This is a genomic window from Maribacter sp. PR66 (assembly GCF_028464205.1).
In the GTDB taxonomy this organism is placed as follows: domain Bacteria; phylum Bacteroidota; class Bacteroidia; order Flavobacteriales; family Flavobacteriaceae; genus Maribacter; species Maribacter flavus.
Window position 1 is genome coordinate 1 of the sequence record NZ_JAQPCH010000010.1, and the last position, 22,980, is coordinate 22,980.

Below are 22,980 nucleotides of genomic sequence, written 5' to 3' on the forward strand. Positions count from 1 at the left end.
AGACGATAGTGAACAGTGGCACGAACATCAACGTAACTGGAAGCGGAACATCGGGCGACCCTTATGTGGTAAGCAACACCTTCACGGAAGTAGACGGTAGCGTCACTAACGAGATACAGGATTTGAGCATCAGTGGTAATACACTTAGTTTAAGCAGTGATGCTACAACGGTTGATTTAAGCGGCTATTTGGACAATACCGATGACCAAACTGCGTCTGAGGTGACTATCTCGGACGCTGGGGGCAATTTTACTGCAACAGACGTAGAAGGAGCCTTATCGGAATTGGCGGCAGCCAGCACCGATGACCAATTAGCTTCGGAAGTGGATTCTGATGCGCCAGTGGATGTAGATGGAGACGGTGTGACAGATGATACAGTTGAAGATGTAATACAAGCAATCGCACCTATTACATCGAAGGCAGCACGGATTTTCTATCCCCCCTCTATAGCAATTGATGCTTCTGTATTAGTGAATAATGCAACAGTAGACCTTTATCAGGAATATCTAGATCAATACGGTGGTTCGGCAGCAAACTTTACCGCGAGCGCAGGTGCACCAGGAACTGTTCCTACCTACGGAAGAACAGAACTATATTACTATGTAACCTTTGCAGATCCGGCAGTCCTCAACATCGATCTTATTGATGCAAACGGTAACATGCAATACGATGTAATTGGTACACCTCCGGATTACAACTCCTTGATCAATGTGGTATTCGTAGTAAAGTAATCAGCTAAAGACCCAAATCGGTTTGAAAATAATCAATCAACATACAGCCATATTCCTGGGCATTGTTTTTACAATGTTCGGGATGTTGGTGTCCAATGCCCAGTTTTTGCTACAGGCACCCAACTCGACCGATGAGAACAATTATCGCTGGTACGAGGCCTCGGATACCGGTACCGTTTTGGGTACGGATTTTTTTTACGAAGTAACCGCACCGGGTATTTACTTTGCCACCTATGATGGAACGCTTTGCGGCTCCAATGCCACAGGCTATTTCATCGTTACGGATTGTAACAATCCAGATAATCAGGTAACCCTGGATATCACCAATAACGTAAGTGGAGGGGCTACGGTAAGCTGGTCGCCTGCGGTCAGTGGAGACCCCACAAGGCCCATCGTTACGGCTACGGATGCCGTGGTAAGATATACGGCTACGGTGACCAAGGCCGGTAATGATTTTGCCTTGCCCAACTTTACCGTTGTTTGTCTGCCCCAGGCCGCAAACTTGGTAGATGATGTCGTTTCCTTGGACGAGGATACATCGGTAATAGTGGATATCTATGCCAATGATTCGGATTTACCCAATCCGGGTACTTTGACCACGACGTCGCCATCCAATGGTACGGTCACTATAGATGACAATGGCACACCCAATAATCCTTTGGACGATGTGCTAACCTATACGCCGAACCCAGATTTTAATGGTGCGGACAGTTTTGATTACACCGTCTGCAATAGTTTTGGCGACTGTAGTATGGCGACCGTGACTATAGATGTGCTCCCTATTGTGGATACTTTTGATGATACTATCGCCATTTTGGTGAACGAAATTAGGGTCATCGATGAGTGGGCATTGAACGACAACGATATTCCAACGCTAGGAACCTTCAGTATTACACAGCCTACAAACGGATCTGCGACTATTGATGATAATGGTACGCCCAATGATCCATCGGACGATACCATTACTTATTTCCCCAACAATGATTTTGTAGGATCGGATGCTTTCGAATATACATTATGCGACGATGCAGGAAACTGCAGTACGTCAACGATTACTATGATCGTAAGTCCGTCCAATACCGATTTGGATAGTGACAACGACGGCATACTCGATAGTTTTGAGGACCTTAACTTGGACGCCGATAATGATCCCGCTACCAATCCAACGGATACCGATTTGGACGGCTACCCCGATTATCTGGACATCGATAGTGACAATGATGGTATCCCGGACAATGTGGAAGCACAGACAACTTCAGGATACATCGCCCCAAGTGGTACCGATGCCAATGGAAATGGTGTGGACGATGCCTATGAGACTGGTGGAAACCTAGGATTGTTCCCAATAGATACCGATGGGGATAGCCTGCCCGATTACTTGGACGAAGACAGTGATAATGACAACGTACCTGATAGTATCGAAGCACACGACCAAAACCATGACGGTATAGCCGAACTAACCTTGTTCGGGTCCGATCAGGATGGAGACGGTCTGGACGATGGTTACGAAGGAAGCAATGTCAATGATATAGACGTGAACGATGAGTTGGATGATCCTTATGGACAATTACCAAATACGGATAGTGATTTGGAATCCGACTATCGTGACACCGATGATGATGACGATGGCATCGAAACCATCGACGAGGATTTGAATATGGACGGTGATTATAGCAACGATGATTCGGACGGAGATGGTACACCTAACTATTTGGATTCCGATCTGGGAGAACTATCGGAACAGATAGAAGTATTCAACGTTATCACACCCAATGGTGATGGTGTACACGATGTGCTCCGTATCGATGGTCTGGAAAATTACCCCAACAATACCATCAGAATTTATAACAGATGGGGCGTATCCGTCTTTACCACAAGGGCTTACAACACGGAGGGTAATGTTTTTGACGGAACTTCCCAGGGTAGGGTAACCGTTGATCAGAGTAACAGGTTACCAGTAGGAACGTATTTCTACATCTTGGATTACGAGGAACCTAACGGTACTATTAAACAGCTTTCAGGGTACATATATATTAATAGATAAAAGGATGTTGGAAATTAAATTTTTAAAACCTAAGCGTGGCTTTTTACCAAAAGGTCTATTAATCCTGTTATTTATTTGGAGCGGCACCTCCTTGTTAGCACAACAGGATGCCCAGTATACCCAATATATGTACAACACGGTAAGTGTGAATCCTGGTTACGCCGGGTCTAGGGGTCAAATGAGTATTGCCGCCTTGCACCGCTCCCAATGGTTGGGATTGGAGGGGGCTCCCACAACACAAACTTTCAATATTCATTCTCCTATTGGCTATAATGGATTGGGCTTGGGACTATCCATCGTTAACGATAGAATTGGCCCCACCTCAGAAACCAATTTTGATGTCGATTTTAGTTATACGCTCACATTGGCCGAGGAAAGTAGATTAAGTTTCGGATTGAAGGCAAGTGCCAATTTATTGGACATCCGTTTTTCAGAACTCAACCAGTTTACAACGGACCAAACCTTGCAACAGGATATAGACAATCGACTTTCACCCAATGTTGGCGCGGGGGTGTATTATCATACGGATAAATTTTATGCTGGACTTTCGGTACCCAGAATTTTGGAAACATCCCATTTTCAGGAATCATCTTTGAGTACTGCCAAAGAGCAAATGAACTTTTACTTTATTACGGGGTACGTCTGGGATTTAAACCCCATGTTGAAATTTAAGCCCACGTTACTTACCAAGGTCGTTCAAGGAGCGCCGTTACAGGTAGACCTTTCGGCCAATTTCATGTTGAATGAACGGTTCATTTTAGGAGGTGCCTATCGATGGGATGCCGCTTTCAGTGGTATGGTGGGATTTAATATAAATGGCAATTTTTTAATAGGTCTAGCCTATGACCGCGAAACTACGGAACTTGGAAATGCGGCGTTCAATGACGGTTCATTCGAAGTAATCCTTAGATATGATTTTATTTCAAGTAAGAACAACCTTAAATCTCCAAGGTTCTTCTAAAACCGAATTTTTCGCGCTTTCTTGCATCTGATTATTTTTTTATTGGCCATGCTTCGGCTATGGTCAACACAGGATTGTAATTATTCAAATCAATTCTATTTTATTTACATGGGTGTTCATGAATCTTCGATTTCGTCAATAGCCATCTCGGCGTGCATTAAGACTTTTTAAGTCTCATTTCTTATTTTTTTCCTAAAGCCTTCGAACAGTATAGCGCAAAGGGCTTATTTTTACTGAATGAAGGAAGAAGAAGTAATTCTAGTTGATAAAGACGATAATCCAAGGGGAACCATGCCAAAAATGGAAGCCCATGAAAAAGCCGAGTTACACCGGGCTTTCTCCGTTTTTGTTCTCAATGACAAAAATGAAATTATGTTGCAGCAAAGGGCGGCCCATAAATACCATTCCCCATTGTTATGGACCAATACCTGTTGCAGCCACCAAAGGGTAGGGGAGTCCAATTTGCAAGCGGGAAAGCGAAGGCTCCAAGAGGAAATGGGGTTTGAAACCGATTTAAAGGAACTTTTTTCTTTTATCTACAAAGCACCTTTTGATAATGGATTGACGGAGCACGAACTTGATCATGTCATGATCGGATATTTCAATGACGTTCCAAATATCAATAAAGATGAAGTCGCGGATTGGAAATGGATGACGCCCAAAGCGATTAAATTGGATATGGTGGAGCACCCGGAAATCTACACGGCTTGGTTCAAGATAATTTTCGAGAAATTTTATCAGCATTTAATCGATAATCTGATTGAAAATGAAAGTTAAGGTAAGCCGAAAAGCACATTTTAATGCGGCCCATAGGCTTTATAGGCCGGATTGGGAAGATTCCAAAAATTGGGAAGTGTTTGGAAAATGCAACAATCCCAGCTTTCACGGGCACAACTATGAATTGATTGTTAGCGTTACCGGGGAAATCGATCCTCAAACTGGTTTTGTAATGGATATGAAGGAGTTGAAAGACCTTATAAAGGAAAAAATCGAAGATGCTTTCGACCACAAGAATCTGAACGTGGAAGTGCCTGAGTTCAGGGAATTAAATCCTACCGCAGAAAATATTGCCGTTGTTATTTGGAACAGGTTGCGACCCAGTATACAAGACAACAAGGAATTGGAGGTTGTGCTCTATGAGACACCCAGAAATTTTGTCACATACACCGGATAATGGCTTCCCTTCAAAACGTAATCCATAATACAGTATTGATTTATTAAGTTTTTTCCTACCTCTTCAAATAATTTAGTTGTTCCTTTCGTTACGATTATGGAAACTTTTTAATCAAAAAATGAATTTATACCCTTTAAAATTTAATCCCATACTCAAAGAAAGGCTTTGGGGAGGAACCAAATTAAAAACGCTCTTTGGGAAACCCAGTACAAGTGAAATTACAGGGGAAAGTTGGGAGCTTTCCACTGTTACCGGAGATATTTCGGTTATATCAAACGGTGATTTTGCAGGTACTTCCTTACAGGAATTGATCGATACATATCCCACACAGCTTTTAGGGAAAAGTGTTGTGGAACGTTTTGGAACGGATTTTCCTATACTGATCAAATTCATCGATGCCAAACAGGACCTTTCCATTCAGTTGCACCCCAACGACGCATTGGCAAAGGAACGGCATAACTCTTTTGGCAAAACGGAGATGTGGTACATTATGGATGCCGATCCCGGAGCCGAATTGATCGTAGGCTTTAATAAGGACGTGTCAAAGCAGGAATATGAAAATAGTCTGGAAAATGACACTTTGTTGGATTTGTTGAACTATGAAAAAGTCCGGGAAGGAGATACGTTTTTCATAAATACCGGTAAAATCCATGCGATTGGCGCAGGGGTTCTTTTGGCCGAAATCCAGCAGACATCTGATGTTACCTATCGTGTTTTCGATTTTAATAGAAAGGACAAAGAAGGCAACTTACGGGAATTACATACGGAACTGGCCTTTGATGCCATCGATTATGAAAAGAAGGACGACTTTAAGGTGTCCTACCCTAAGGAAAGGAATGCAGTGAACGCAATGGTTGACTGTCCGTACTTTAAGACCAACTTTTTGGATTTGGACAAGGATATTGTTTTTGATATAAAGCATCGGGATACCTTTACCATTTTCATGTGCGTAGCGGGTACGGCCACGATTGGGAACGCGTTTGGTAAAGTAACTATTCAAAAAGGGGAAACTACTTTGCTACCGGCCAATTCGGATCAAATCGAAATACGTACCAAAGGCACTAAACTATTAGAAGTTACAATTTAGGCAAATACAATTATTTAACGGTTTAATTGTACTTTTGTATAAAATTATAAGATATGGCAAGTATTAAAAATTTGAAAAAAGATATAAATAACGTCCTTGGGGATATTATTGAAGGGGTTTATATAGTGGAAGCAACGAACGGTGGTGGACCTTCAAAAGAGGGAACTGCCATTATCGATGGTGCCATTAGCACTTTTGATGAACTGATAGCCAAGGTAAATCAAGCCGATATTGAGAACAAAAAGGTACATTTTAATGGTATCAGAACAGAATTGGAAACTAAGGCAAATAAATTGGTCGACCAATTGAACAGCATGGCTGAATAGATTCCTTCTAACTTAAATAAAAAAGCATCCTTAAGGGATGCTTTTTTATTATTGATCCGATTCCAATAATTGCTTCAAGTCCTTGCCGTATTTGGAATTGGCCACTTCGGGAGGAAGACTTCTATAAATGGAATCCAGATATTTTATGTTTGCATCGGGAATTTCTTTTGCCGCAATATATGGGGCAATGTAGGAATCCGTATTGTTCAAAGCATAGTTTATGGAATAGGCATACGCGCGCTGAGTGTTTCTGGTACCTACGCGTTCTAAGGAATCAATGGTATTTTGGTCTGCATTTGCCTGTAATTGCGATGCCTTCAGCATAATCTCCATATTCCTTAAATTAAGGTTGGATAGTGCCTTTTGATATTCCTCGAGTTTTTCGTGCGTTGGAGATCCCTTTATTTCGGCCGTAGTATCAAAAGTATTCCAGTCCGTATTAATGGTAATGGTACCTGGTTCGGCAAAAAAAGTTATCCGGTCGTTGATCGCATTGTTATCCTTCTTATTTAGATACAGATAATAGATTTCCGGACTTTCCAATTCCGCTGAAAGACTGAAAGTTCCTTCACCATCAATTTCAAGGGAATCCACCGTTACAAGCGTCGTATCCATCAGGTGCTGCAAATAAAGCGTTCCCTTTTTTAAACCTCGAACCTTTCCATTTACCACAAGGTTGGCTTCCGTATCGCTTCCGCAGGAAACAAAAAATACAGCAATGAAGATATAGGCTAATTTTTTCACGTGTTATTTTATTCTTTTTAGGTTAGTTGAAACATCCATAACTATCGATTCCAATTCTTGGACATGGATGTTCCGTTCAAAATGATTCAGGGGGCAAATATCATTAAATTTTCAAAGAAAATACAATTCAAAAAGTAAATACTACAAACTGGAAGCTACCTCCATAAGATAGGCACATAATAGTGCGCCTGCCGTACCTACCACATAGCCCAAAACGGCCAATAAAACACCCACCGACGTTAAGGACGGATGGAATTCCGCTGCAACAACCGGTGCAGAAGCAGCGCCTCCCACATTGGCCTGGCTACCTACCGCCAAGAAAAAGTAAGGGGCCTTTATAAGTTTGGCCACTAAAATTAGCAATAAGGCATGGATAGCTATCCAAACAAAGCCGATGGCGATAAGGCCGGGGTTTTCCAAAACCTTACCCAAGTCCATTTTCATGCCAATCGTTGCCACTAGAATATAGATAAACATACCACCAATTTTACTCGCTCCGGCACCTTCATAGTTCTTAGCTTTTGTAAATGACATGGCAATTCCCGCACAGGTAGATAGTACTACCATCCAAAAGAATCCCGATCCCAAAAAGGAAAGAAAACTTTTTTTGTCGCTTATAGCCTCAAAATTTGATGTTAGGAATTCGCTAATATGGTCTCCAAAAAAATGGGAAATTCCCACAGCTGTAAATGCTATACATAACATAATCATATAATCCTGTAGTGTTGGTACACGGGTAATTTTTTCCGTAAACTCCGTTACCTTTAGCTTTAAGGTCTCAATGGCCGATGTATCGGCCTTAAGCCACTTGTCGATACTTTTCGTTTTGCCCACACCTAAAAGAATGACCGCCATCCAGATATTGGCGACTACGATATCGATTAGAACCATTCCCCCATATTTTTCTGGGTTGTACTTAAAAATTTCAAGCATAGCGGCCTGATTAGCCCCGCCTCCTATCCAGCTTCCGGCGATAGTAGCTAGCCCCCTCCAAACGGCGTCAAAATCGTTTCCGCCCACCGTTTCCGGAGAAAATATGGAAACCAGCAAAATAGCCAATGGACCGCCTACTACAATGCCCAAACTCCCCGTTAAAAACATGATCATTGCCTTTGAACCCAAATTACTGATGGCCTTAAGGTCGATACTTAAGGTCATCAATACCAGGGCAGCGGGTAAAAGATACCTACTGGCCATGAAATAAAGATTGGAAATATCGTCCGAAATCAATCCCGCACTGGCCATAAGTGCCGGTAAAAGGTAGCACATAAGCACGGCCGGGACGACGGAATAGAATTTTTGCCAAAATCCGGTCTTGATGCCTGAAGTATAAAATATAAATCCAAGCGCAAGGGCCAAAAGACCAAAAACTACGGTATCGTTCACGATCAAGGGCTGGGGTATGGGGTTTTCCATAATACTATTCCTTCAGCACCAAATATACTTAAATTAGTAGATGTTGTTCAATGTATTTGGCGACCCCATCATCGGTATTGCTGGCGGTAACAAACTTTGCGATTTGTTTTACTTCCTCCCTTCCATTGGATACGGCAACGCCCCACCCCACGTTGCTCAACATTTCCAAATCATTATAATTGTCGCCAAATGCAATGACATCCTCCAAAAGCTCCCCGTTACGCAACAGTTTTTGTATGGCCGTTAGTTTGGATACGGATTTAGGTGAAATTTCGATAAGGGTATCGTTAGATCGGTATACATTAATTTCTTTCCCAAAATCTTCTTGTAGTATTGGCATTAATGCATCAGAGGTGGGTTTTGTACCCATCAACATGATTTTATGTACCCCACTTTTTTGGGTGGTCCATTGTTCCAGAGTGGCTTGGGTCGGTTGAAATACCGGGCTCGTCTTGGTATATTTTATTTCTTTTTCGACCCTTTCAGACATTCTGGGTACATGCCATTCGTCAAAGGCATATAGGCCCAGTTCCGTCCTGTTCGCTTCACAAACTTCATGGATTTTACCTACCATATCCATTGGAATGGTTACCGAGAGAAGTTCCTTAGCCCCATCCAGTACCAGTGCGCCGTTGTAACAGATAATTGGCTGTTCCAAGATGCCCAGGTCTTTTTGGATGTAGTACATGCCATTGGGCATTCTTGCCGAGACCAAAATGATTCTGGCTATTTCCTTGATCCTACTGAATTGGGAAATGGTGTATTTTGATACATCGCTTTTAGTGGACAATAAGGTTCCGTCCAGATCAGAACAAAGCAATTTGAACTTCATATCAAATATTTAACCAGTAAGATAATTTTAAATTTACAGACCTGAATTTTGGCTCGAATTGACTTACGGCATAGTTATCATTATATACTATAAATAAGTCTGAAAGCGGTGCAAATCGCCATTGTAACCGGGAATTGATGCCCAAGTTATCCCGCTGATTACTATACTGAACCAAGGTTGACCAGAATATGGATTTACTAAAGGTAAGGTCCATCCGTGGACTTACCAGCCAAATATTGGCACTTGAATAGGGCAGCGGCAGATTTATTTGGTCATAATTGAATTGAAGAGAAATGGATGCCTTTGGTTGAAACCGCATGGTCATGGAGCCTTCCATGGAAAATCGGTTTCCATTAAAAAACCGGCCTATGGTAGACTGTAAGTCGTAGGAGAAAAGCTTTCGCTGATCGGATTGATAGCCGGCCTGGACACTATTGTAATGATAGTTTTGATTGGCCGGGAGCGGTATGGCACCTTCGGTCCGCGTTGGATCAAAAGTATCAAAAAGGAAGGTAAACGTGTTTGTGTATTCTATCTGTGCCTGCGATTGATTATTGAATTGGACTTGATAGCTATATTGAAGGTCATAATCCGTATTTTTAAAATCCATACTGGGGCTCCAACGTATATTTGTAAATGACCGTAGCGTATGGTTCTGGACAATACCTTTTCTTGGCCAGAATACCCGCTCTAAACTAAAGAGCGTCTTAAAAAGATCGGTTCTTCGCACAAAACCCAGATCTGAACGAAAGTCCTCATCTATAAAAGTACCTTTGGCGAATACATTTAATTTTCTGGTATTATATCGAATTAGAGCACTAGAAGCAAAGTTTCCCACATTATCATCAGGTTGAAAGGATTTATGGGTTATGAATGATCCATTCCAAGTATTATCCTTGGATGCCAGATTATAATCCACTCCTAAAACACGATTGTATTCATCTTCCCGTTCTACAAAATCATAATTTTTGAACGATTCCTTATTTATAAAAAATACTCCTATGTTAGACCGTGAGAAAACACGCTGTTGCAATGCCAGCATCGTATTATTGTTCGATGGAATTTCATTTTCCAAATCCTCTGCCGTCTGTATGTTCAATAGCCCAACCCTGAGATCGTTGGTCAGCTTTCCGCTAAGCCGTACGCCACCAATAATATTGTTCTCTATGGTATTCCCAACGGTGTCCCTAGCGATACCAATACGTCTTGAAAAAAATGGACTAAAATCAAAACCGTTTCCAAAACTTGCAAAGAGATCATTGTTGTCAATAAAAAATTGACGACGCTCCGGTAAAGCAATTTCAAAACGGGTGAGGTTGGTAATAAAATTATCCACCTCTACGGTGGAAAAGTCGGGGTTTATAGTGAGATCCAGATTTAAGCTGTTTCCAACGGAGACCTTGGCATCTGCACCTACCTTAAAATTGTCCAGGTTTTCACCATTGTCAAAGTCCCTGGCACTAATTCCGTTTACATAGGGTATAATCGCAAAAGGAGTCCTGGATTTGCCAAGAGGCTTCTCAAAAAGGATTTCTCCCATAAAGGCAAGATTATAAATAAGTTGGTTCTGGGGAATCCTTGTCCAGGTGCTGCGTTCGTTGGATTGCGTTTCAATGCGGTACGAATTGAAACGCCATTTGGTAGCACCTTCCTCAAACTTTAGAGAGGTGAGGGGAATGACCATTTCTGCCGTGAAGTAATCATCATAAATCTTAGCATTGCCTTTCCATTTTACGTCCCAGGACAGATTAAAATCGTCCTGCGAAGCGCCCCCGTTTGCAATGAGACCTTCACGGCGTACGCCATAAGGGTTGATTCCAAATGAAAAAGCGTTGGTGCCATCATTGAAGGTATCAAAAACAAGCGTAAAGCTATCACTTCCACTTCCTCTAAAATCTCGCTGCAATGATTGCGTGGCGTAGTTTTTTCCGCTGGAATAGGCCTTGATTCCCACGTATAAATTCCTTTCGTCATACAGAATCTTTATTTGGGATTGCTTTTTGGCCTGAATGGAATCCAAGGGAAAATACTCCCAAAAATCTTCCGCCGCATCGGCCATGGCCCAAATGGGTTCATCCAACAGGCCATCAGGCGTGATTTCCTCGGTAATGAACCTGACAGTAATCTGTTTCGTGGGGGCTTGACCCAAGGCATATATCGAAATGATACAAACAAGTAGGTTGAGCGTAAATTTTTTCGTAGAATTTTTGGACATTCTTCGGTTTTTAATCGGTTTGGAGAAAATACCGGGCACGACCCGTTATATGTTCAACCAATAGGTGAGTTTTAAGTTGATGGACCTATATTTTGGTTCGATGATATTTACCGAGTAGTTGTCGTTATAAACAATGAACAAGTCTGAAAGCGGCGCAAAGCGCCATTGTAGCCTTGAGTTTATGCCCAAGTTGTCCCGTTGGTTGCTGTACTGAAATAGCGTAGTCCAGAAAACCGACTTACTGAACGTAAATCCAAACCTAGGGCTTACCAACCATAGGTCCGCACTGGGATAGGGATCGGGCAAGGTGATTTTGTCATAATTCACGTTCAACCCAATTCTTACTTTGGGCTGGATACGTAAGGTAGCCTCCCCGCCAATGGAAAACCGTTCCCCGTTGAAAAAATTCCCTAAGGAGGATTCTCCCTGAAAGGCAAAAACATTTGCCTCATTGGATTGGTAGCCTACCGTAAAGGTTCCAAACCTATATTCTTGGTTGCCTGGAAGTTCTACGGCACCTTTGGTCCCTGTTGGGTCGAACGGTTCAAATAGGTATATGTAACTGGAGGTATAGCCCGCACCAAACTCCGTGAAATTCTTCAATACGAAATTGTAATTGGCCTGTAGATCATAATCGGCCAGTTGGTAATCCAGGGAGGTGCGCCAGTTGGAAATGGCAAAAAGTTCCAGTCCATGGTTGTTGATAGTACCCGTTTTGGGCCAATATAGGCGTTCAAGACCGGAAACGGCCTTTATGATATCCGTTCTGGGAATAAAACCCAAATCGGATCTGAAATCGGTATCGATATAGGCCAGATCTACAAACGAGTTCCAATATCTTGAATTATAGCTCAGAAGGGCTCCGGCAGAAATGTTACCTTCATTATCCCCAGGTTGAAAGGATTTATGGAGGTAATATTTTCCAGACCATACATTGTCCGCACTGGCCAAGTTATAATCCACTCCAAGGACCCTGTTATAGGCATCATCCGGCGATAAAAAAGGTTCATCCCCAAAGGCCTGCCTATTAAGAAAGAACATGCCTATATTAGATCGCGCGAACACTTTCTGTTGTAGCGCTAGCATCATATTATTATTGGATGCCACTTCCTGTTCCTCGTTTCTGGCCGTTTGGATGTTCAATAGGCCTAGGCGCAAGTTCTTGTTCAGTTTACCACTGAGCCGAACGCCACCTAAAATGTCGTTCTGCACCGAATTTCCCAAGCGGTCCGTGGCGATACCGATACGTCGGGAAAAAAATGCGTTGGAATGCCTTCTACTGCCAAAATCCCCAAAAAGATCATTATTATCTATAAAAAACTGACGCCGTTCTGGCAGGGATACCTCAAAACGGGTGAGGTTGGTAATGATGGCATCTACCTCCACATTGGAGAAATCCGGATTTACGGTAACATCCAGGTTCATTCCGTTCCCTATGGCTATTTTGGCATCGCCGCCAACTTTCAACGTTGTATTACTGACATCTGAATTGAAATCCTTATCTGACAAGAGGTTCACATAGGGAATCAATGCCAATGGGGTCCTGGATTTTCCCAAGGGCTTTTCAAAATACATATCGCCCATAAAGGCCAAGTTGATAACACTTTGGTTCTGTGGGATGACGTACCAATTGCTGCGCTCGTTGGACTGCATATCAAAGCGATAACTTTGGAAACGCCACTTGGTCTCACCCTCGGCAAATTTTAGGGAGGTCAAGGGAATGGCCATTTCGGCGGTGTAATAGTTATCGTATATTTTTGTTTCAGCCTTCCATTTTACGTCCCAGGAAGTCGTAAAGCCGCTTAGGTCCTGCCCACCTCCCGAAATAAGGACTTCGCGACGAACACCATAAGGGTTTATTCCAAAAAGAAAGGCGTTTGTTCCATCATTGAAGGTATCAAAGACCAAGCTTATATTGTCATTTCCACCTGCCCTAAAATCACGTTCCAGGGAGGGTATTACGTAATTTGAGCCCGGGGTGTGAACGGTCATACCTATATAGAGGGTCGTGTCATCCGTTAGCATACGGATATCTGTTTGGTATTGGGCCGGTACATCATCCGATGGGAAATACTGTTGAAATTCGCCCGCGCTTTGCGCAAAGGTCCATACAGGCTCGTCCAAAATACCATCCAATTGTATTTTTTCGTTCGTGTACTTTACAGTGAAGGATTTTTCTGGAGTTTGGGCGTAAAGTGAAGCGCCTGTAAGCAACAGTGCTACTATACTTTTTAATTTGGTCATTTTGGTTTGGAAACTTTGGCTAACAAAGTTAAAGGTTTGTACCGTTAAAAAAACCCTAAAAAACTATTCCTTTTTTTTCTTGGGTTCTCTTTTCGCATCTTTTAGGCATTGCATCAACATCCACTCAATTTGACCATTGGTACTACGGAACTCGTCCGCGGCCCATTTTTCTATGGCGTTGAGCATGTCCTCGTTTACCCGCAATGCAAATGCTTTTTTCTTACTCATATTCCTGTTTACTGTCCATCAGCAAATAAAATGACCCTTGGGATATTCAAATTCTTGATTCAAACTTAATGCGTTCAAAATTAAGTCAATAGCTTAATCTTTACACATTTACTATTATAGAGGTATTTGACTTACCATGACAAATCCCTCGATGAGGGTTTCATCGGTTTTTGTCCCTTTCAAATACGATACGGCTCCGGTCATGGTCCAAATCTACGACCCTCCATCCCTGTCTGCCATATTCGTTCAGGGTGTCCTCCAAACGTTGGTTATTATTGGTTAGGCCTACGGACCAGCTTATTACTTTATATTCTTTCACAAATTTAAATTTTAGTAATTCCCTGATTAATATTATAAATTGACTATTAGTTATAAATCACAACCTTGTTTGGCCTCGAGCCTTTCGTTTTGCTGCGCAAGGTGCGTTCAAAGAAAACATGTTTTCTTTTCACCCAATGCTCAGGATAAACAAAAGTCAAGAGGTAATTAACCTATTGCTCCAATATGAGGTCTCAACTGCGCTCGACCAGACATTATAGTGTGTATATGATTAGTTGGTTACATCCAATTATAACTATAAAATTAATATTCATTAGCTATCGGGAATACACAATAAAATTCAGGAAAAACACATGTTAGTGATTTAACGTACCAGCATTTACGATGGGTGATGCATCCTTGTCGGAACACAGTACTACCATCAAATTGCTGACCATGGCCGCTTTGCGCTCCTCGTCCAAATCCACCAATTCCTTTTTGCTCAGTTCATGCAGCGCCATTTCTACCATACTTACGGCACCTTCCACAATTTTATGCCTTGCCGCCACAATGGCCGTGGCCTGTTGTCTTTTTAGCATGGCATTGGCAATTTCCTGGGCGTAGGCCAAATATCCAATGCGTGCTTCCAACACTTCGATACCGGCCATGGCCAACCGCTCCTGTACCTCCGTTTCCAAAGCTTCGCTCACTTCGTTGACACTGGAGCGTAAGGTGATATCCTCATCCAAACCTTCGTCCGCAAAGTTGTCATACGGATACATACTTGCCAATTTTCGTACGGCGGCATCGGTCTGTACCCTCACAAAATTCTGATAGTCGTCCACATCAAAAGCGGCTTTGTAGGTATTCGTTACCCTCCAGACCAAAATGGTACTGATCATTACGGGGTTCCCCAATTTGTCATTCACCTTCAATCGTTCGCTATCGAAATTGCTGGCGCGTAAGGAAATCTTCTTTTTGGTAAAAAAGGGGTTTACCCAAAAGAATCCGTTCTTCTTGATGGTGCCCACGTATTTCCCAAACAACAACAGGACCCTGGAACCATTGGGGTTCACCAAAACAAATCCACCAAGACTTAGGACTGCTAGTACAATTAGAAAAATACCCAAGTAAATTCTCAATAGGGCAATGCCCCCAATGATAAGCCCTAGAACAACTAAAATCATTACATAGCCATTGATAGGGCTATAGTTTTTTTCGTTTGACATGGTACATGATATTAAAATGATATCATAAATATATCAAAAAAAATTAAAGTCGGCCTTTTTTCCTCCATTAATCTTGCCCTTTAAATTTCCGGGTCTTTTTCTTATTCGGGTTTTTAAAGAGTCTTTTGAAGAAGCCATCCCGTTTTATTGGTTCACAATCCAACATTTCTTGAACGCGCCCGCTTGGTGCGGGAAATCTTGCTCGGGTTATGTGGTTGAATTGTTCGTCCTTGTTCATTTTTTGCAATAATAGGGCGTACATTGGCAATGCCGCATTGGCACCTTGGCCGATAGATGTATTCCTAAATCCAATTTCATGATGGTCCAGGCCTACCCATGTTACATGCAAAAGGTTTGGTGAAAGGGCAACAAACCAGGCATCCTTATTATTTTGCGTGGTTCCCGTTTTTCCTGCTATATCGTTTGATAGTTTATACGTAGACCGAATCCGTGAAGCGGTTCCGGAATTTATGGTCGATTTCATCATTTCCATCATAATTTGTCCGTTTTCGGCCGAAAAGGCGGCATTTTCACTTTTTTTCGGTTCAAAGCTTGCCAGAAGGGAATCCTGTTGGGTAGTGATGGTTTTTATCAAAAAAGGTTCCACAGATCTACCCTCATTCATATAACTGGTATAGGCTTTTGCCAATTCAATCAATTTGATTTCTCCCGTACCAAGGGCGATGGAGGGTTCGCTCGGTAGTCTTTCTTCGATTCCCATTTTTTTCGCAAGGGCAAGTACTTCATCGACACCTGTTTTTTCCATAACCTTCACGGCAATCGTGTTAACGGATTTGCTAAGTCCCTCCTCCATGGAATAATTGAGGTAGGCCTCATCGGTGTCTCCGGAATTACTTGGGGACCAACCTTTTAAATTTTCATATTCTACTTCCTGAGCTGAAAAATAAGTGCAGGGTTCTATCCCCTGTTCTAGAGCCGCGGTGTAAACGAACGGTTTGAACGTGGAACCGACTTGGCGTTTGCTCTGGGAAATATGGTCGTACTTAAACTGCTTGAAATCCACCCCGCCGATCCATGTGAGCACTTCACCGGTTTTGGGATTAAGGGATATGGAGCCTGTGTTCAAAAACTTCATGTAGTGCTGTATGCTGTCCATGACACTTAATTCCTTTTCCGTTTCTTCCTCCCAGGAGGTTATCGTCATTTTTCGTTTGGTACGTTGCAGGCTGTCAAAAATTTCATCATCGGTGAAGCCGTCTTTTTTTAGGTTTTTATAGGCTGTACTTCTTCGGGCTACCGTTTTTATGAGGTTTTTATCCGTTAACCATGGGGCATTTTTTCCGTAACTTTTTTCAAAATCGCTTTGCAATGGGCCCATATGCTCCACCATACTTTGCTCCGCCAGTTGTTGCATTTTATAATTTAGGGTGGTATACACTTTTAGGCCCGATGTATAAATGTTGTATTCCTTTCCTTCCTCATTTTGTGTTTTGGTCCACTCCAGTAATTGCTTGCGTACTTCTTCCCGAAAATAAGGTGCCAAGCCCGAACTATAATCGTAATCCCTATAATCCAAACCGATATCCAGTTGTTTGAGGGCATCATATTCCGTTTTCGAAATAAAATCGTTCTTGACCATCGTGGATAAGACCAGATTTCTGCGTTCCCTGCTTTTTTCCGGGAATATTCTTGGATTGTAACCGTAGGTAGCTTTAAGCATGCCTACCAGGGTAGCTGCTTGTTCCACCGATAGGTTTTTTGTTCGGGTATTGAAAAATTTTAAAGCGGCACTTTCAATGCCAAAGGTGTTGTCGCCAAAGGAAACGGTATTTAGGTAATGGGTAAGGATTTCATTTTTATCGTAGATATCCTCCAATCTGCCGGCAATGATCATTTCCTTGATCTTATCGACCACGATATTTGTTTGCTTCCTGTCCCTCCTAGGATACAGGTTTTTTGCCAATTGCTGACTGATGGTGCTTCCTCCTCCAGACGATTCGTCACCCAAAAGTATGGTCTTTATACCTACCCTGAACAGACTTGGGTAATCCACTCCGGAATGTTCATAAAAGCGCTCGTCTTCAATGGAAATGAGGGCCTGTAAAAGGTGTTCCGGGAATTCATCAAAAGTAATGGGCTGTCTGTCGTTGAGGTAATATTTTCCGATCAAGACGCTATCCGCCGTAAATACCTCTGAAGCCACTTGGTACTGAAAATTGGAGAGTTCCTTTTTATTGGGGACACTTCCCCAAGCTCCCAAATAGATGCTACCCACAAAAATTACCGTCAATACCAGGAACCCCGCGATTCCTACAAAAAAATACCTGAGAAACGGCGGTTTGATTTTACTTAGTATCTTTTTTATTCCCTGCATGGGTGCAAGTTCCCACTTAAATTTAAGCTGACCTGACTTTTAACAATACCTTAAAACTTGTTGCCCTATTTTTGCCAAAACCGAATTCCATGAAGAAGTTCACGTTCATTTTACTGGTCGTTATACAATCCGCTTTCGCCAATGACGCAATCTGGTCCAAAACCGGGCATCGGGTGGTGGGCGATGTGGCCCAGGACTATTTGAGTAGAAAGGCAAGAAAGGCCATTGATGCCCTACTGGATGGCCAAAATTTGGCAGCCGTTTCCAATTTTGCCGATGAGATCAAGGCCGATAGAAAATACAGTGAATTCAGTGCCTGGCATTATGTCAACTTCCCAGCGGACAAGGATTATAGGGACGTTGAACCCAGTGAATATGGGGATTTGGTCATAGGAATCAACAAGTGCATTGAAATATTGACCTCGCAGGAAAGTTCCAAGGAGGACAAGGCTTTTTACTTGAAATTTCTGGTGCACCTTATTGGGGATTTGCACCAACCGATGCATATTGGTCGGCTAGAGGACAAAGGAGGAAACGACATTCAGTTGCAATGGTTTGGAAGGGGCAGTAACCTACATCGGGTATGGGATTCCAATATGATTGACGACTATGGAATGAGTTTTACGGAGCTTTCAAACTCCTTACCAAAGCTTACCAAGCAGCAGGTGAAGCAAATTCAGCAGGGCGATATCTATGATTGGATCGAGGAGACCCAGGAAATTACGAACGAAGTCTATGATTCCGTAGCAGTGGGTGAGAAATTGGGGTATCAATATAGTTACCGATGGTGGGGCACTGTTGAAAACCAATTGTTAAAAGGGGGCATACGATTGGCGGCGGTCCTGAATGATATTTTCAAATAGAACTAAACTATCTTTTTGAAATTTTGTTTCCGCTAATGTTCTTCTGACGGGAGCTCTTGAATCGTCCGGACACATTTTCGCGTAAATTTCGGTGTTTGGTAGCCCTTCCCTGAACCCTTTTACGCCACATGCGAAAACTACTGGGTTTCATTTCCCTGCGCATGATCTCTATGGTTTCCTGTTCACTTATACCAAACTGGAAGGTGATGGCCTCAAACGGAGTACGGTCCTCCCAGGCCATTTCTATGATTCGGTCCAATTCCCTTTCTGTAAATTCCTTTGACATAACAATACAAATATACAAAGCCTAGGGCAAAAAGGGTTTGGCATGACCTTTGAAAATATGTTGCTAAGGTAGAAACCCCGACGAGCAGATTAGTATTGGTATGCCCTGGTATTAAAGATGGTGGGTCTACAAAAAGGCATAAAAAATGGGTCCTCTGGGCCGATTTTTTTTATTTGATTATCCTAAACGTCAGATTTATCCGTTCCCCAATCGGTTTGGCCGTTTTTGGAATCTGATGCTTCCAAGTATGTTGGGTCTCCCCCTGCATCACCAACAAACTGCCATGCTCCAATATCATTTTGTGCTTTGCAGAAGGGTCTATGTTGTGTTTTAGATGAAACATGCGTTCCGCACCTAGACTCACCGATGCAATTACAGGGTTTTTACCCAGTTCCTTTTCATTATCGGCGTGCCAACCGTTACTATCCTTGCCATCCCTATATAGATTTAGTAAACAAGTAGTAAATTCTGGGGAAACATACTTTTCTACTTCCGATTTTATTTCCAATAAAACTTTACTGAAACGATGGGGTTTCATGGTAATGTTGGAATAGGAGTAGGGCCTTCCATTATTTCCATACAATGCGGTAAGTCTTGGCTGGGCGTATAACTTTCCGAATACTTTAATATCATCCTGTTGCCAAGGTGTTTCAGACCTTAACTTTTTGAAATAGGTATCCGCAATTTTACTAGGAATAAAATTTGGGTAATATCGTATGTCACAATCGGGCAAATCCAATTGTGAGTATTCCTTGTTTTCTGGCATCAGACCAAAACGGCTTTTAGCTCATTCCTATATTCACTGGGGTTCTGTCCCGTAAATGCTTTGAACGACTTATTAAAGTGGGAAAAGTTGTTGAATCCACATTCAAAACAGACTTCCGTGATGCTCATGGGTTTTTCCGCCAATAATTTAGAGGCATGCACCAAGCGGTATTCATTTACAAATTGTACAAAGGTTTTATTTGTAAGCTTTTTAAAGTATCTGCAGAAAGACGGAATGGTCATGCTCACCATGGAAGATATTTCCTCCAGCGTTATTTCTTCCTTGAAGTTGTTCTTTACATGATTGAAAACGATGTTGATGCGGTCATTGTCCTTGACATCGGTTGCCAAGGAAAAACCATCCGCATTCAGGAGTTTCATTTCTTGTGAACCGCCCAATTCGTTCAGAATGTTCAGAATACTCAAAAGACGTTGGAAATCGGTCTGATATTCCAGCACCTCCATTTTATCGCCTATTTTTCTTTTGGTCTTCCCATAAAAGGCGATTCCTCCACTCGCTATTTCAAACAACTTTTTGATTTTCTTCATTTCGGGAATGGTAAAAAAGTCGGTTCCCAAAAAATCGAGCTTCATCTGTACGACGGTTTCACTGGTATTGCCCGTGAGTGCATCGGTAAAACCGCAATGGGGAAGATTACTGCCTATCAATATAAGATCGCCATCGGTATAATAGGAAACATGGCTACCTATTTGGCGCTTACCGGAACCGCCGTTTACATAGACCAGTTCCAATTCTGGATGGTAATGCCAAACATTGTTCTTGTTCACCCGGTGCTCATCGAACCTTTGATAGGTAAACGAATGCCCAAAATCTGGTTCAATAGCTTCAAATGTAGGTTTTTGTGTAATCATCTATTTGGTGTTTACTAATGTAAAGTTAGATAACCTTTTTTGCAGGTCACTTTGCAAAATTAACTCAAATATGTGGAAAATTAACATCACTATATTAAAAGTGTGTTAAGGTTGGTAAAATAGCACATAAATCGGAAAAATCCGCTGTAGTGGCAACGACATAACGGGTGTATGTTTGTATCGTAAATTATTAATTAATCCTTTAAAGTAATTTATTATGAAAACAATTGTAAAAATCACAACCGTAGTTGCCTTTATGTTCGCTACAGTAGCGGGTATGGCAAGAGAGCCCAAATTGGACGTTGTTACCTTAAATAACTCCAAAAGTGTCCTATTGACCTTGGACGCACTGGACCAAAGTGTCACTGTTAGGCTTTTGGATTCGGATTCTAATAGTATCTATTTCGAAAAGCTTTCAAAAGGTCGTTTCAGTAAAAAACTGAATTTGAAAGATTTGGTAGATGGATATTATTATTTGGTAGCCGAAAGCGGACTAAAAAGCAACATGTACACCATTTCCTTGAAGGACGGTGTCATTGAGATCATCGACTCTGAGGTAGATGCCAAACCTTTTTTTAGAAAAACAGAAAATAGGGTCTTCATGAACTTTTTGAACTTGGATAAATCTGAGATTTCCTTAAAAGTTTATGACCAAAACTATAGATTGGTGTTCTCCGAAACCGTATCTGATAAACTTATTGTAGAAAAGGCCTTTAACTTTCAAGGAGCCTATCCGGGAAGTTATATGGTAGTAGTATCCGATGATACCAAAACCTACAGTGAAGAATTTGTTGTTAATTAAGTTGGTTTAAGTTAATTTCAAGAAAAGGGGGCTGGAGAGCCCTCTTTTTGTTTTTATACGCTTAGGTAAGCGTACGCCCAGCACATCAAAAGGAATTGCAACGGAATGCGCAGTAATAATAACCATTTTGGAAATCCGGCCGATTCCTTTTCGCCCTTGAGCATATAAAAGTGGACCAACAAAAAAACCGATAACATGGCCATAATTCCATAAATAGCTAAATCTTTGGTTTCCTGAAAGCATAGTCCAATGCCCAAAAGGATTTCAAATACGCCACTTAGAAGTACCAAAAATTTTGGAGAAGGTAGATAGTTGGGCATGACCCGCAAGTATATTTTGGGCCGTATAAAATGCATGAGGCCTGCGAACATATATAGCGCGGCCATCAAGTACAAGTGCCAAGGAAAATGAAGTTCCATTAAAGGTATTTTTGCATTCTTTCCTTTTTATACAGGGGTACTGCCGGATTGTCCATAAACCTTTGCAGCAAGTCCTTCGGCTTTTCTTTTAGGAACATCAGTTCATAGAATTCTTGGACCGTTAAGGTGTTCTCCGATTGTTGAATCAATTTCAGTTCATCGCCCATACTTACTTCCCCTTCCTCCAGAATTTTCACATACGTTCCGGGGTGATTCTGATCGATGAATTCTTTCAGGATTTGTTGGGTGCCAAAACGGATTCCCAGTTTATAACAAGGTTCCCTAGGCTGGGAAACCTGAACCAGGGCACTTCCCATTTTATAAACGTTCCCTATACGTATTTGGGACTCATCCAATCCGGTAATCGTCAGGTTTTCGCCGAACATACCCCAATTCCATTCATGATTAGGATATTTTTCCTTCCAAAAAGGGTACTGATCCGCGGAAAAAAGATAACAGGCCTTGTTCTCCCCCCCATGGTTTACCCTATTGATAATCGTATCCTTCTGAACATCGCTTTTGGTCAAGAACAATTTTTCAGATGTGGGAAATTTAAAAATGCCCGTCTGTTCTTCGGTGCCGTTCCAAACAAAGGTTCTAGGCTCGTTGCAGATATTGGTGGAGATTATCTTCATTGTGTGAAGATAAAAAAAACCACCAGAAGAAATCTGGTGGTTTACAATTTTACTGGATAGTTGCTATACTTCCTTTTCCAACTTTTTGGTAAGATAGAAACCTAACAATAATCCAATTCCGGCCATTAAAAATATGGATCCGGGATAGGCAACATTCTCTTCGACTCCCAAACTGTAGACCATAATCGAAGCTAAAAAGATTGCACAACCAATTCCTATGAGCAGAAGGGAAAGGTTTAAGATTAGGATTTTCCAAAAGGGCGCGGCATGTTCCTTTTTTGTTTTTACAAAAATACTGGCATCGGCACCTTTTTCTATAAGAGCCATGCGTTCTTTGTTTCTAGTTGAAAAGAATAAATAGGCTATTCCAAAAATAACCCCAAAGATTAACGTGAAAATAATTACTTCTCCTCCCATTGATTTGTTTTTTAATTGATAAATAAACTGTTTACTTCTTTTGACGACGATAAATTTCCATAGGTTACAATTTTTTTAGTTTTTCTTTAAAACTGT

The 22,980-nt window shown here is 41.8% G+C and carries 23 protein-coding genes and 1 pseudogene; 9 read left to right on the top strand and 15 right to left on the bottom strand.

Annotated features, from left to right (window positions below):
• From PP181_RS15130 to PP181_RS15160, 7 genes and pseudogenes are all read left to right on the top strand, one after another.
• Window positions 1-731, top strand: a pseudogene (locus PP181_RS15130) (hypothetical protein); the annotation flags it as partial.
• Window positions 732-804: 73 nt separating this feature from the next.
• The gene (locus PP181_RS15135) at window positions 805-2,775 is read left to right on the top strand and encodes a gliding motility-associated C-terminal domain-containing protein (protein ID WP_272637804.1); all 1,971 of its coding nucleotides are present in this window, start codon (window positions 805-807) and stop codon (window positions 2,773-2,775) included.
• Window positions 2,776-2,779: 4 nt separating this feature from the next.
• A complete protein-coding gene (locus PP181_RS15140) occupies window positions 2,780-3,736 on the top strand; it encodes a PorP/SprF family type IX secretion system membrane protein (RefSeq protein WP_272637710.1) in 957 nt (318 codons plus the stop codon).
• A gap of 237 nt (window positions 3,737-3,973) precedes the next feature.
• Window positions 3,974-4,513, top strand: coding sequence for an isopentenyl-diphosphate Delta-isomerase (idi, locus tag PP181_RS15145; RefSeq protein ID WP_272637711.1), 540 nt, complete (start codon window positions 3,974-3,976; stop codon window positions 4,511-4,513).
• Entirely contained in the window at window positions 4,503-4,910 is a 408-nt protein-coding gene (locus tag PP181_RS15150) for a 6-pyruvoyl trahydropterin synthase family protein (protein ID WP_272637712.1), read from the top strand. The genes idi and PP181_RS15150 overlap by 11 nt, the downstream gene beginning before the upstream one ends.
• Before the next feature lie 118 nt (window positions 4,911-5,028).
• Window positions 5,029-5,997: a type I phosphomannose isomerase catalytic subunit gene (locus tag PP181_RS15155; RefSeq protein ID WP_272637713.1), complete on the top strand. Its 969-nt coding sequence runs from the start codon at window positions 5,029-5,031 to the stop codon at window positions 5,995-5,997.
• Window positions 5,998-6,050: 53 nt separating this feature from the next.
• Window positions 6,051-6,323 (top strand): hypothetical protein, encoded by a 273-nt coding sequence (locus PP181_RS15160; protein WP_154918561.1) that lies wholly within the window; start codon window positions 6,051-6,053, stop codon window positions 6,321-6,323.
• Between the two features lie 48 nt (window positions 6,324-6,371).
• Here PP181_RS15160 and PP181_RS15165 read toward each other — a convergent pair whose 3' ends face one another.
• From PP181_RS15165 to PP181_RS15205, 9 genes are all read right to left on the bottom strand, one after another.
• Window positions 6,372-7,067, bottom strand: coding sequence for a DUF4369 domain-containing protein (locus tag PP181_RS15165; protein WP_154918562.1), 696 nt, complete (start codon window positions 7,065-7,067; stop codon window positions 6,372-6,374).
• A 141-nt stretch (window positions 7,068-7,208) separates the two neighbouring features.
• Entirely contained in the window at window positions 7,209-8,483 is a 1,275-nt protein-coding gene (locus PP181_RS15170; RefSeq protein WP_272637714.1) for a DUF819 family protein, read from the bottom strand.
• A gap of 28 nt (window positions 8,484-8,511) precedes the next feature.
• The gene (locus tag PP181_RS15175) at window positions 8,512-9,315 is read right to left on the bottom strand and encodes a Cof-type HAD-IIB family hydrolase (protein ID WP_272637715.1); all 804 of its coding nucleotides are present in this window, start codon (window positions 9,313-9,315) and stop codon (window positions 8,512-8,514) included.
• Window position 9,316: 1 nt separating this feature from the next.
• Entirely contained in the window at window positions 9,317-11,530 is a 2,214-nt protein-coding gene (locus PP181_RS15180; RefSeq protein WP_272637716.1) for a DUF5916 domain-containing protein, read from the bottom strand.
• A gap of 45 nt (window positions 11,531-11,575) precedes the next feature.
• Complete coding sequence (locus tag PP181_RS15185; RefSeq protein WP_272637717.1) at window positions 11,576-13,774, bottom strand: DUF5916 domain-containing protein; 2,199 nt, start codon at window positions 13,772-13,774, stop codon at window positions 11,576-11,578.
• 63 nt (window positions 13,775-13,837) lie between these two features.
• Window positions 13,838-14,002, bottom strand: coding sequence for an Arc family DNA-binding protein (locus PP181_RS15190; protein ID WP_138259267.1), 165 nt, complete (start codon window positions 14,000-14,002; stop codon window positions 13,838-13,840).
• 160 nt (window positions 14,003-14,162) lie between these two features.
• A complete protein-coding gene (locus tag PP181_RS15195) occupies window positions 14,163-14,321 on the bottom strand; it encodes a DUF4177 domain-containing protein (RefSeq protein ID WP_154918566.1) in 159 nt (52 codons plus the stop codon).
• A 316-nt stretch (window positions 14,322-14,637) separates the two neighbouring features.
• Window positions 14,638-15,489: an SPFH domain-containing protein gene (locus PP181_RS15200; RefSeq protein ID WP_138259265.1), complete on the bottom strand. Its 852-nt coding sequence runs from the start codon at window positions 15,487-15,489 to the stop codon at window positions 14,638-14,640.
• A gap of 67 nt (window positions 15,490-15,556) precedes the next feature.
• Entirely contained in the window at window positions 15,557-17,824 is a 2,268-nt protein-coding gene (locus PP181_RS15205; protein WP_272637718.1) for a transglycosylase domain-containing protein, read from the bottom strand.
• Between the two features lie 89 nt (window positions 17,825-17,913).
• On the opposite strand from PP181_RS15205, the gene PP181_RS15210 reads away from it, so the two are divergent.
• Entirely contained in the window at window positions 17,914-18,687 is a 774-nt protein-coding gene (locus tag PP181_RS15210) for a S1/P1 nuclease (protein ID WP_154918568.1), read from the top strand.
• A 7-nt stretch (window positions 18,688-18,694) separates the two neighbouring features.
• Here PP181_RS15210 and PP181_RS15215 read toward each other — a convergent pair whose 3' ends face one another.
• The 3 genes from PP181_RS15215 to PP181_RS15225 all read right to left on the bottom strand — a co-directional run bounded on the left by PP181_RS15215 (window position 18,695) and on the right by PP181_RS15225 (window position 20,611).
• Window positions 18,695-18,973 (bottom strand): TIGR03643 family protein, encoded by a 279-nt coding sequence (locus PP181_RS15215; RefSeq protein ID WP_138259262.1) that lies wholly within the window; start codon window positions 18,971-18,973, stop codon window positions 18,695-18,697.
• A 169-nt stretch (window positions 18,974-19,142) separates the two neighbouring features.
• Window positions 19,143-19,739, bottom strand: a complete 597-nt coding sequence (locus PP181_RS15220; protein ID WP_272637719.1) for an alpha-ketoglutarate-dependent dioxygenase AlkB family protein — start codon at window positions 19,737-19,739, stop codon at window positions 19,143-19,145.
• Complete coding sequence (locus tag PP181_RS15225; protein WP_125223991.1) at window positions 19,739-20,611, bottom strand: AraC family transcriptional regulator; 873 nt, start codon at window positions 20,609-20,611, stop codon at window positions 19,739-19,741. Before PP181_RS15225 ends, PP181_RS15220 begins: the two co-directional genes overlap by 1 nt.
• A gap of 217 nt (window positions 20,612-20,828) precedes the next feature.
• Between PP181_RS15225 and PP181_RS15230 the strand changes: the two genes are divergently transcribed.
• The gene (locus PP181_RS15230; protein WP_272637720.1) at window positions 20,829-21,413 is read left to right on the top strand and encodes a hypothetical protein; all 585 of its coding nucleotides are present in this window, start codon (window positions 20,829-20,831) and stop codon (window positions 21,411-21,413) included.
• A 53-nt stretch (window positions 21,414-21,466) separates the two neighbouring features.
• Here the strand turns inward: PP181_RS15230 and PP181_RS15235 are convergent, their stop codons facing one another.
• The 3 genes from PP181_RS15235 to PP181_RS15245 form a co-directional block, all read right to left on the bottom strand.
• Window positions 21,467-21,832, bottom strand: a complete 366-nt coding sequence (locus tag PP181_RS15235; protein ID WP_154918572.1) for a DoxX family protein — start codon at window positions 21,830-21,832, stop codon at window positions 21,467-21,469.
• A complete protein-coding gene (locus PP181_RS15240) occupies window positions 21,832-22,467 on the bottom strand; it encodes an MOSC domain-containing protein (RefSeq protein WP_154918573.1) in 636 nt (211 codons plus the stop codon). The genes PP181_RS15235 and PP181_RS15240 overlap by 1 nt, the downstream gene beginning before the upstream one ends.
• A 63-nt stretch (window positions 22,468-22,530) precedes the next feature.
• Window positions 22,531-22,884 carry a DUF6249 domain-containing protein gene (locus PP181_RS15245; protein ID WP_272637721.1) on the bottom strand — a complete coding sequence of 118 codons (354 nt, stop codon included), beginning with the start codon at window positions 22,882-22,884 and terminating at the stop codon, window positions 22,531-22,533.
• Window positions 22,885-22,980: the final 96 nt, after the last annotated feature.

Bases quoted from the DNA above. Each gene is read 5' to 3' on its own strand.
- PP181_RS15230 (WP_272637720.1), top strand. From the start codon at position 20,829: ATGAAAACAATTGTAAAAATCACAACCGTAGTTGCCTTTATGTTCGCT.
- PP181_RS15225 (WP_125223991.1), bottom strand. From the start codon at position 20,611: ATGATTACACAAAAACCTACATTTGAAGCTATTGAACCAGATTTTGGG.
- PP181_RS15235 (WP_154918572.1), bottom strand. From the start codon at position 21,832: ATGGAACTTCATTTTCCTTGGCACTTGTACTTGATGGCCGCGCTATAT.
- PP181_RS15240 (WP_154918573.1), bottom strand. From the start codon at position 22,467: ATGAAGATAATCTCCACCAATATCTGCAACGAGCCTAGAACCTTTGTT.
- PP181_RS15245 (WP_272637721.1), bottom strand. From the start codon at position 22,884: ATGGGAGGAGAAGTAATTATTTTCACGTTAATCTTTGGGGTTATTTTT.
- PP181_RS15175 (WP_272637715.1), bottom strand. From the start codon at position 9,315: ATGAAGTTCAAATTGCTTTGTTCTGATCTGGACGGAACCTTATTGTCC.
- PP181_RS15160 (WP_154918561.1), top strand. From the start codon at position 6,051: ATGGCAAGTATTAAAAATTTGAAAAAAGATATAAATAACGTCCTTGGG.
- PP181_RS15150 (WP_272637712.1), top strand. From the start codon at position 4,503: ATGAAAGTTAAGGTAAGCCGAAAAGCACATTTTAATGCGGCCCATAGG.
- PP181_RS15140 (WP_272637710.1), top strand. From the start codon at position 2,780: ATGTTGGAAATTAAATTTTTAAAACCTAAGCGTGGCTTTTTACCAAAA.
- PP181_RS15155 (WP_272637713.1), top strand. From the start codon at position 5,029: ATGAATTTATACCCTTTAAAATTTAATCCCATACTCAAAGAAAGGCTT.
- idi (WP_272637711.1), top strand. From the start codon at position 3,974: ATGAAGGAAGAAGAAGTAATTCTAGTTGATAAAGACGATAATCCAAGG.
- PP181_RS15170 (WP_272637714.1), bottom strand. From the start codon at position 8,483: ATGGAAAACCCCATACCCCAGCCCTTGATCGTGAACGATACCGTAGTT.
- PP181_RS15220 (WP_272637719.1), bottom strand. From the start codon at position 19,739: ATGCCAGAAAACAAGGAATACTCACAATTGGATTTGCCCGATTGTGAC.
- PP181_RS15210 (WP_154918568.1), top strand. From the start codon at position 17,914: ATGAAGAAGTTCACGTTCATTTTACTGGTCGTTATACAATCCGCTTTC.
- PP181_RS15185 (WP_272637717.1), bottom strand. From the start codon at position 13,774: ATGACCAAATTAAAAAGTATAGTAGCACTGTTGCTTACAGGCGCTTCA.
- PP181_RS15200 (WP_138259265.1), bottom strand. From the start codon at position 15,489: ATGTCAAACGAAAAAAACTATAGCCCTATCAATGGCTATGTAATGATT.
- PP181_RS15205 (WP_272637718.1), bottom strand. From the start codon at position 17,824: ATGCAGGGAATAAAAAAGATACTAAGTAAAATCAAACCGCCGTTTCTC.
- PP181_RS15180 (WP_272637716.1), bottom strand. From the start codon at position 11,530: ATGTCCAAAAATTCTACGAAAAAATTTACGCTCAACCTACTTGTTTGT.
- PP181_RS15215 (WP_138259262.1), bottom strand. From the start codon at position 18,973: ATGTCAAAGGAATTTACAGAAAGGGAATTGGACCGAATCATAGAAATG.
- PP181_RS15135 (WP_272637804.1), top strand. From the start codon at position 805: ATGTTCGGGATGTTGGTGTCCAATGCCCAGTTTTTGCTACAGGCACCC.
- PP181_RS15190 (WP_138259267.1), bottom strand. From the start codon at position 14,002: ATGAGTAAGAAAAAAGCATTTGCATTGCGGGTAAACGAGGACATGCTC.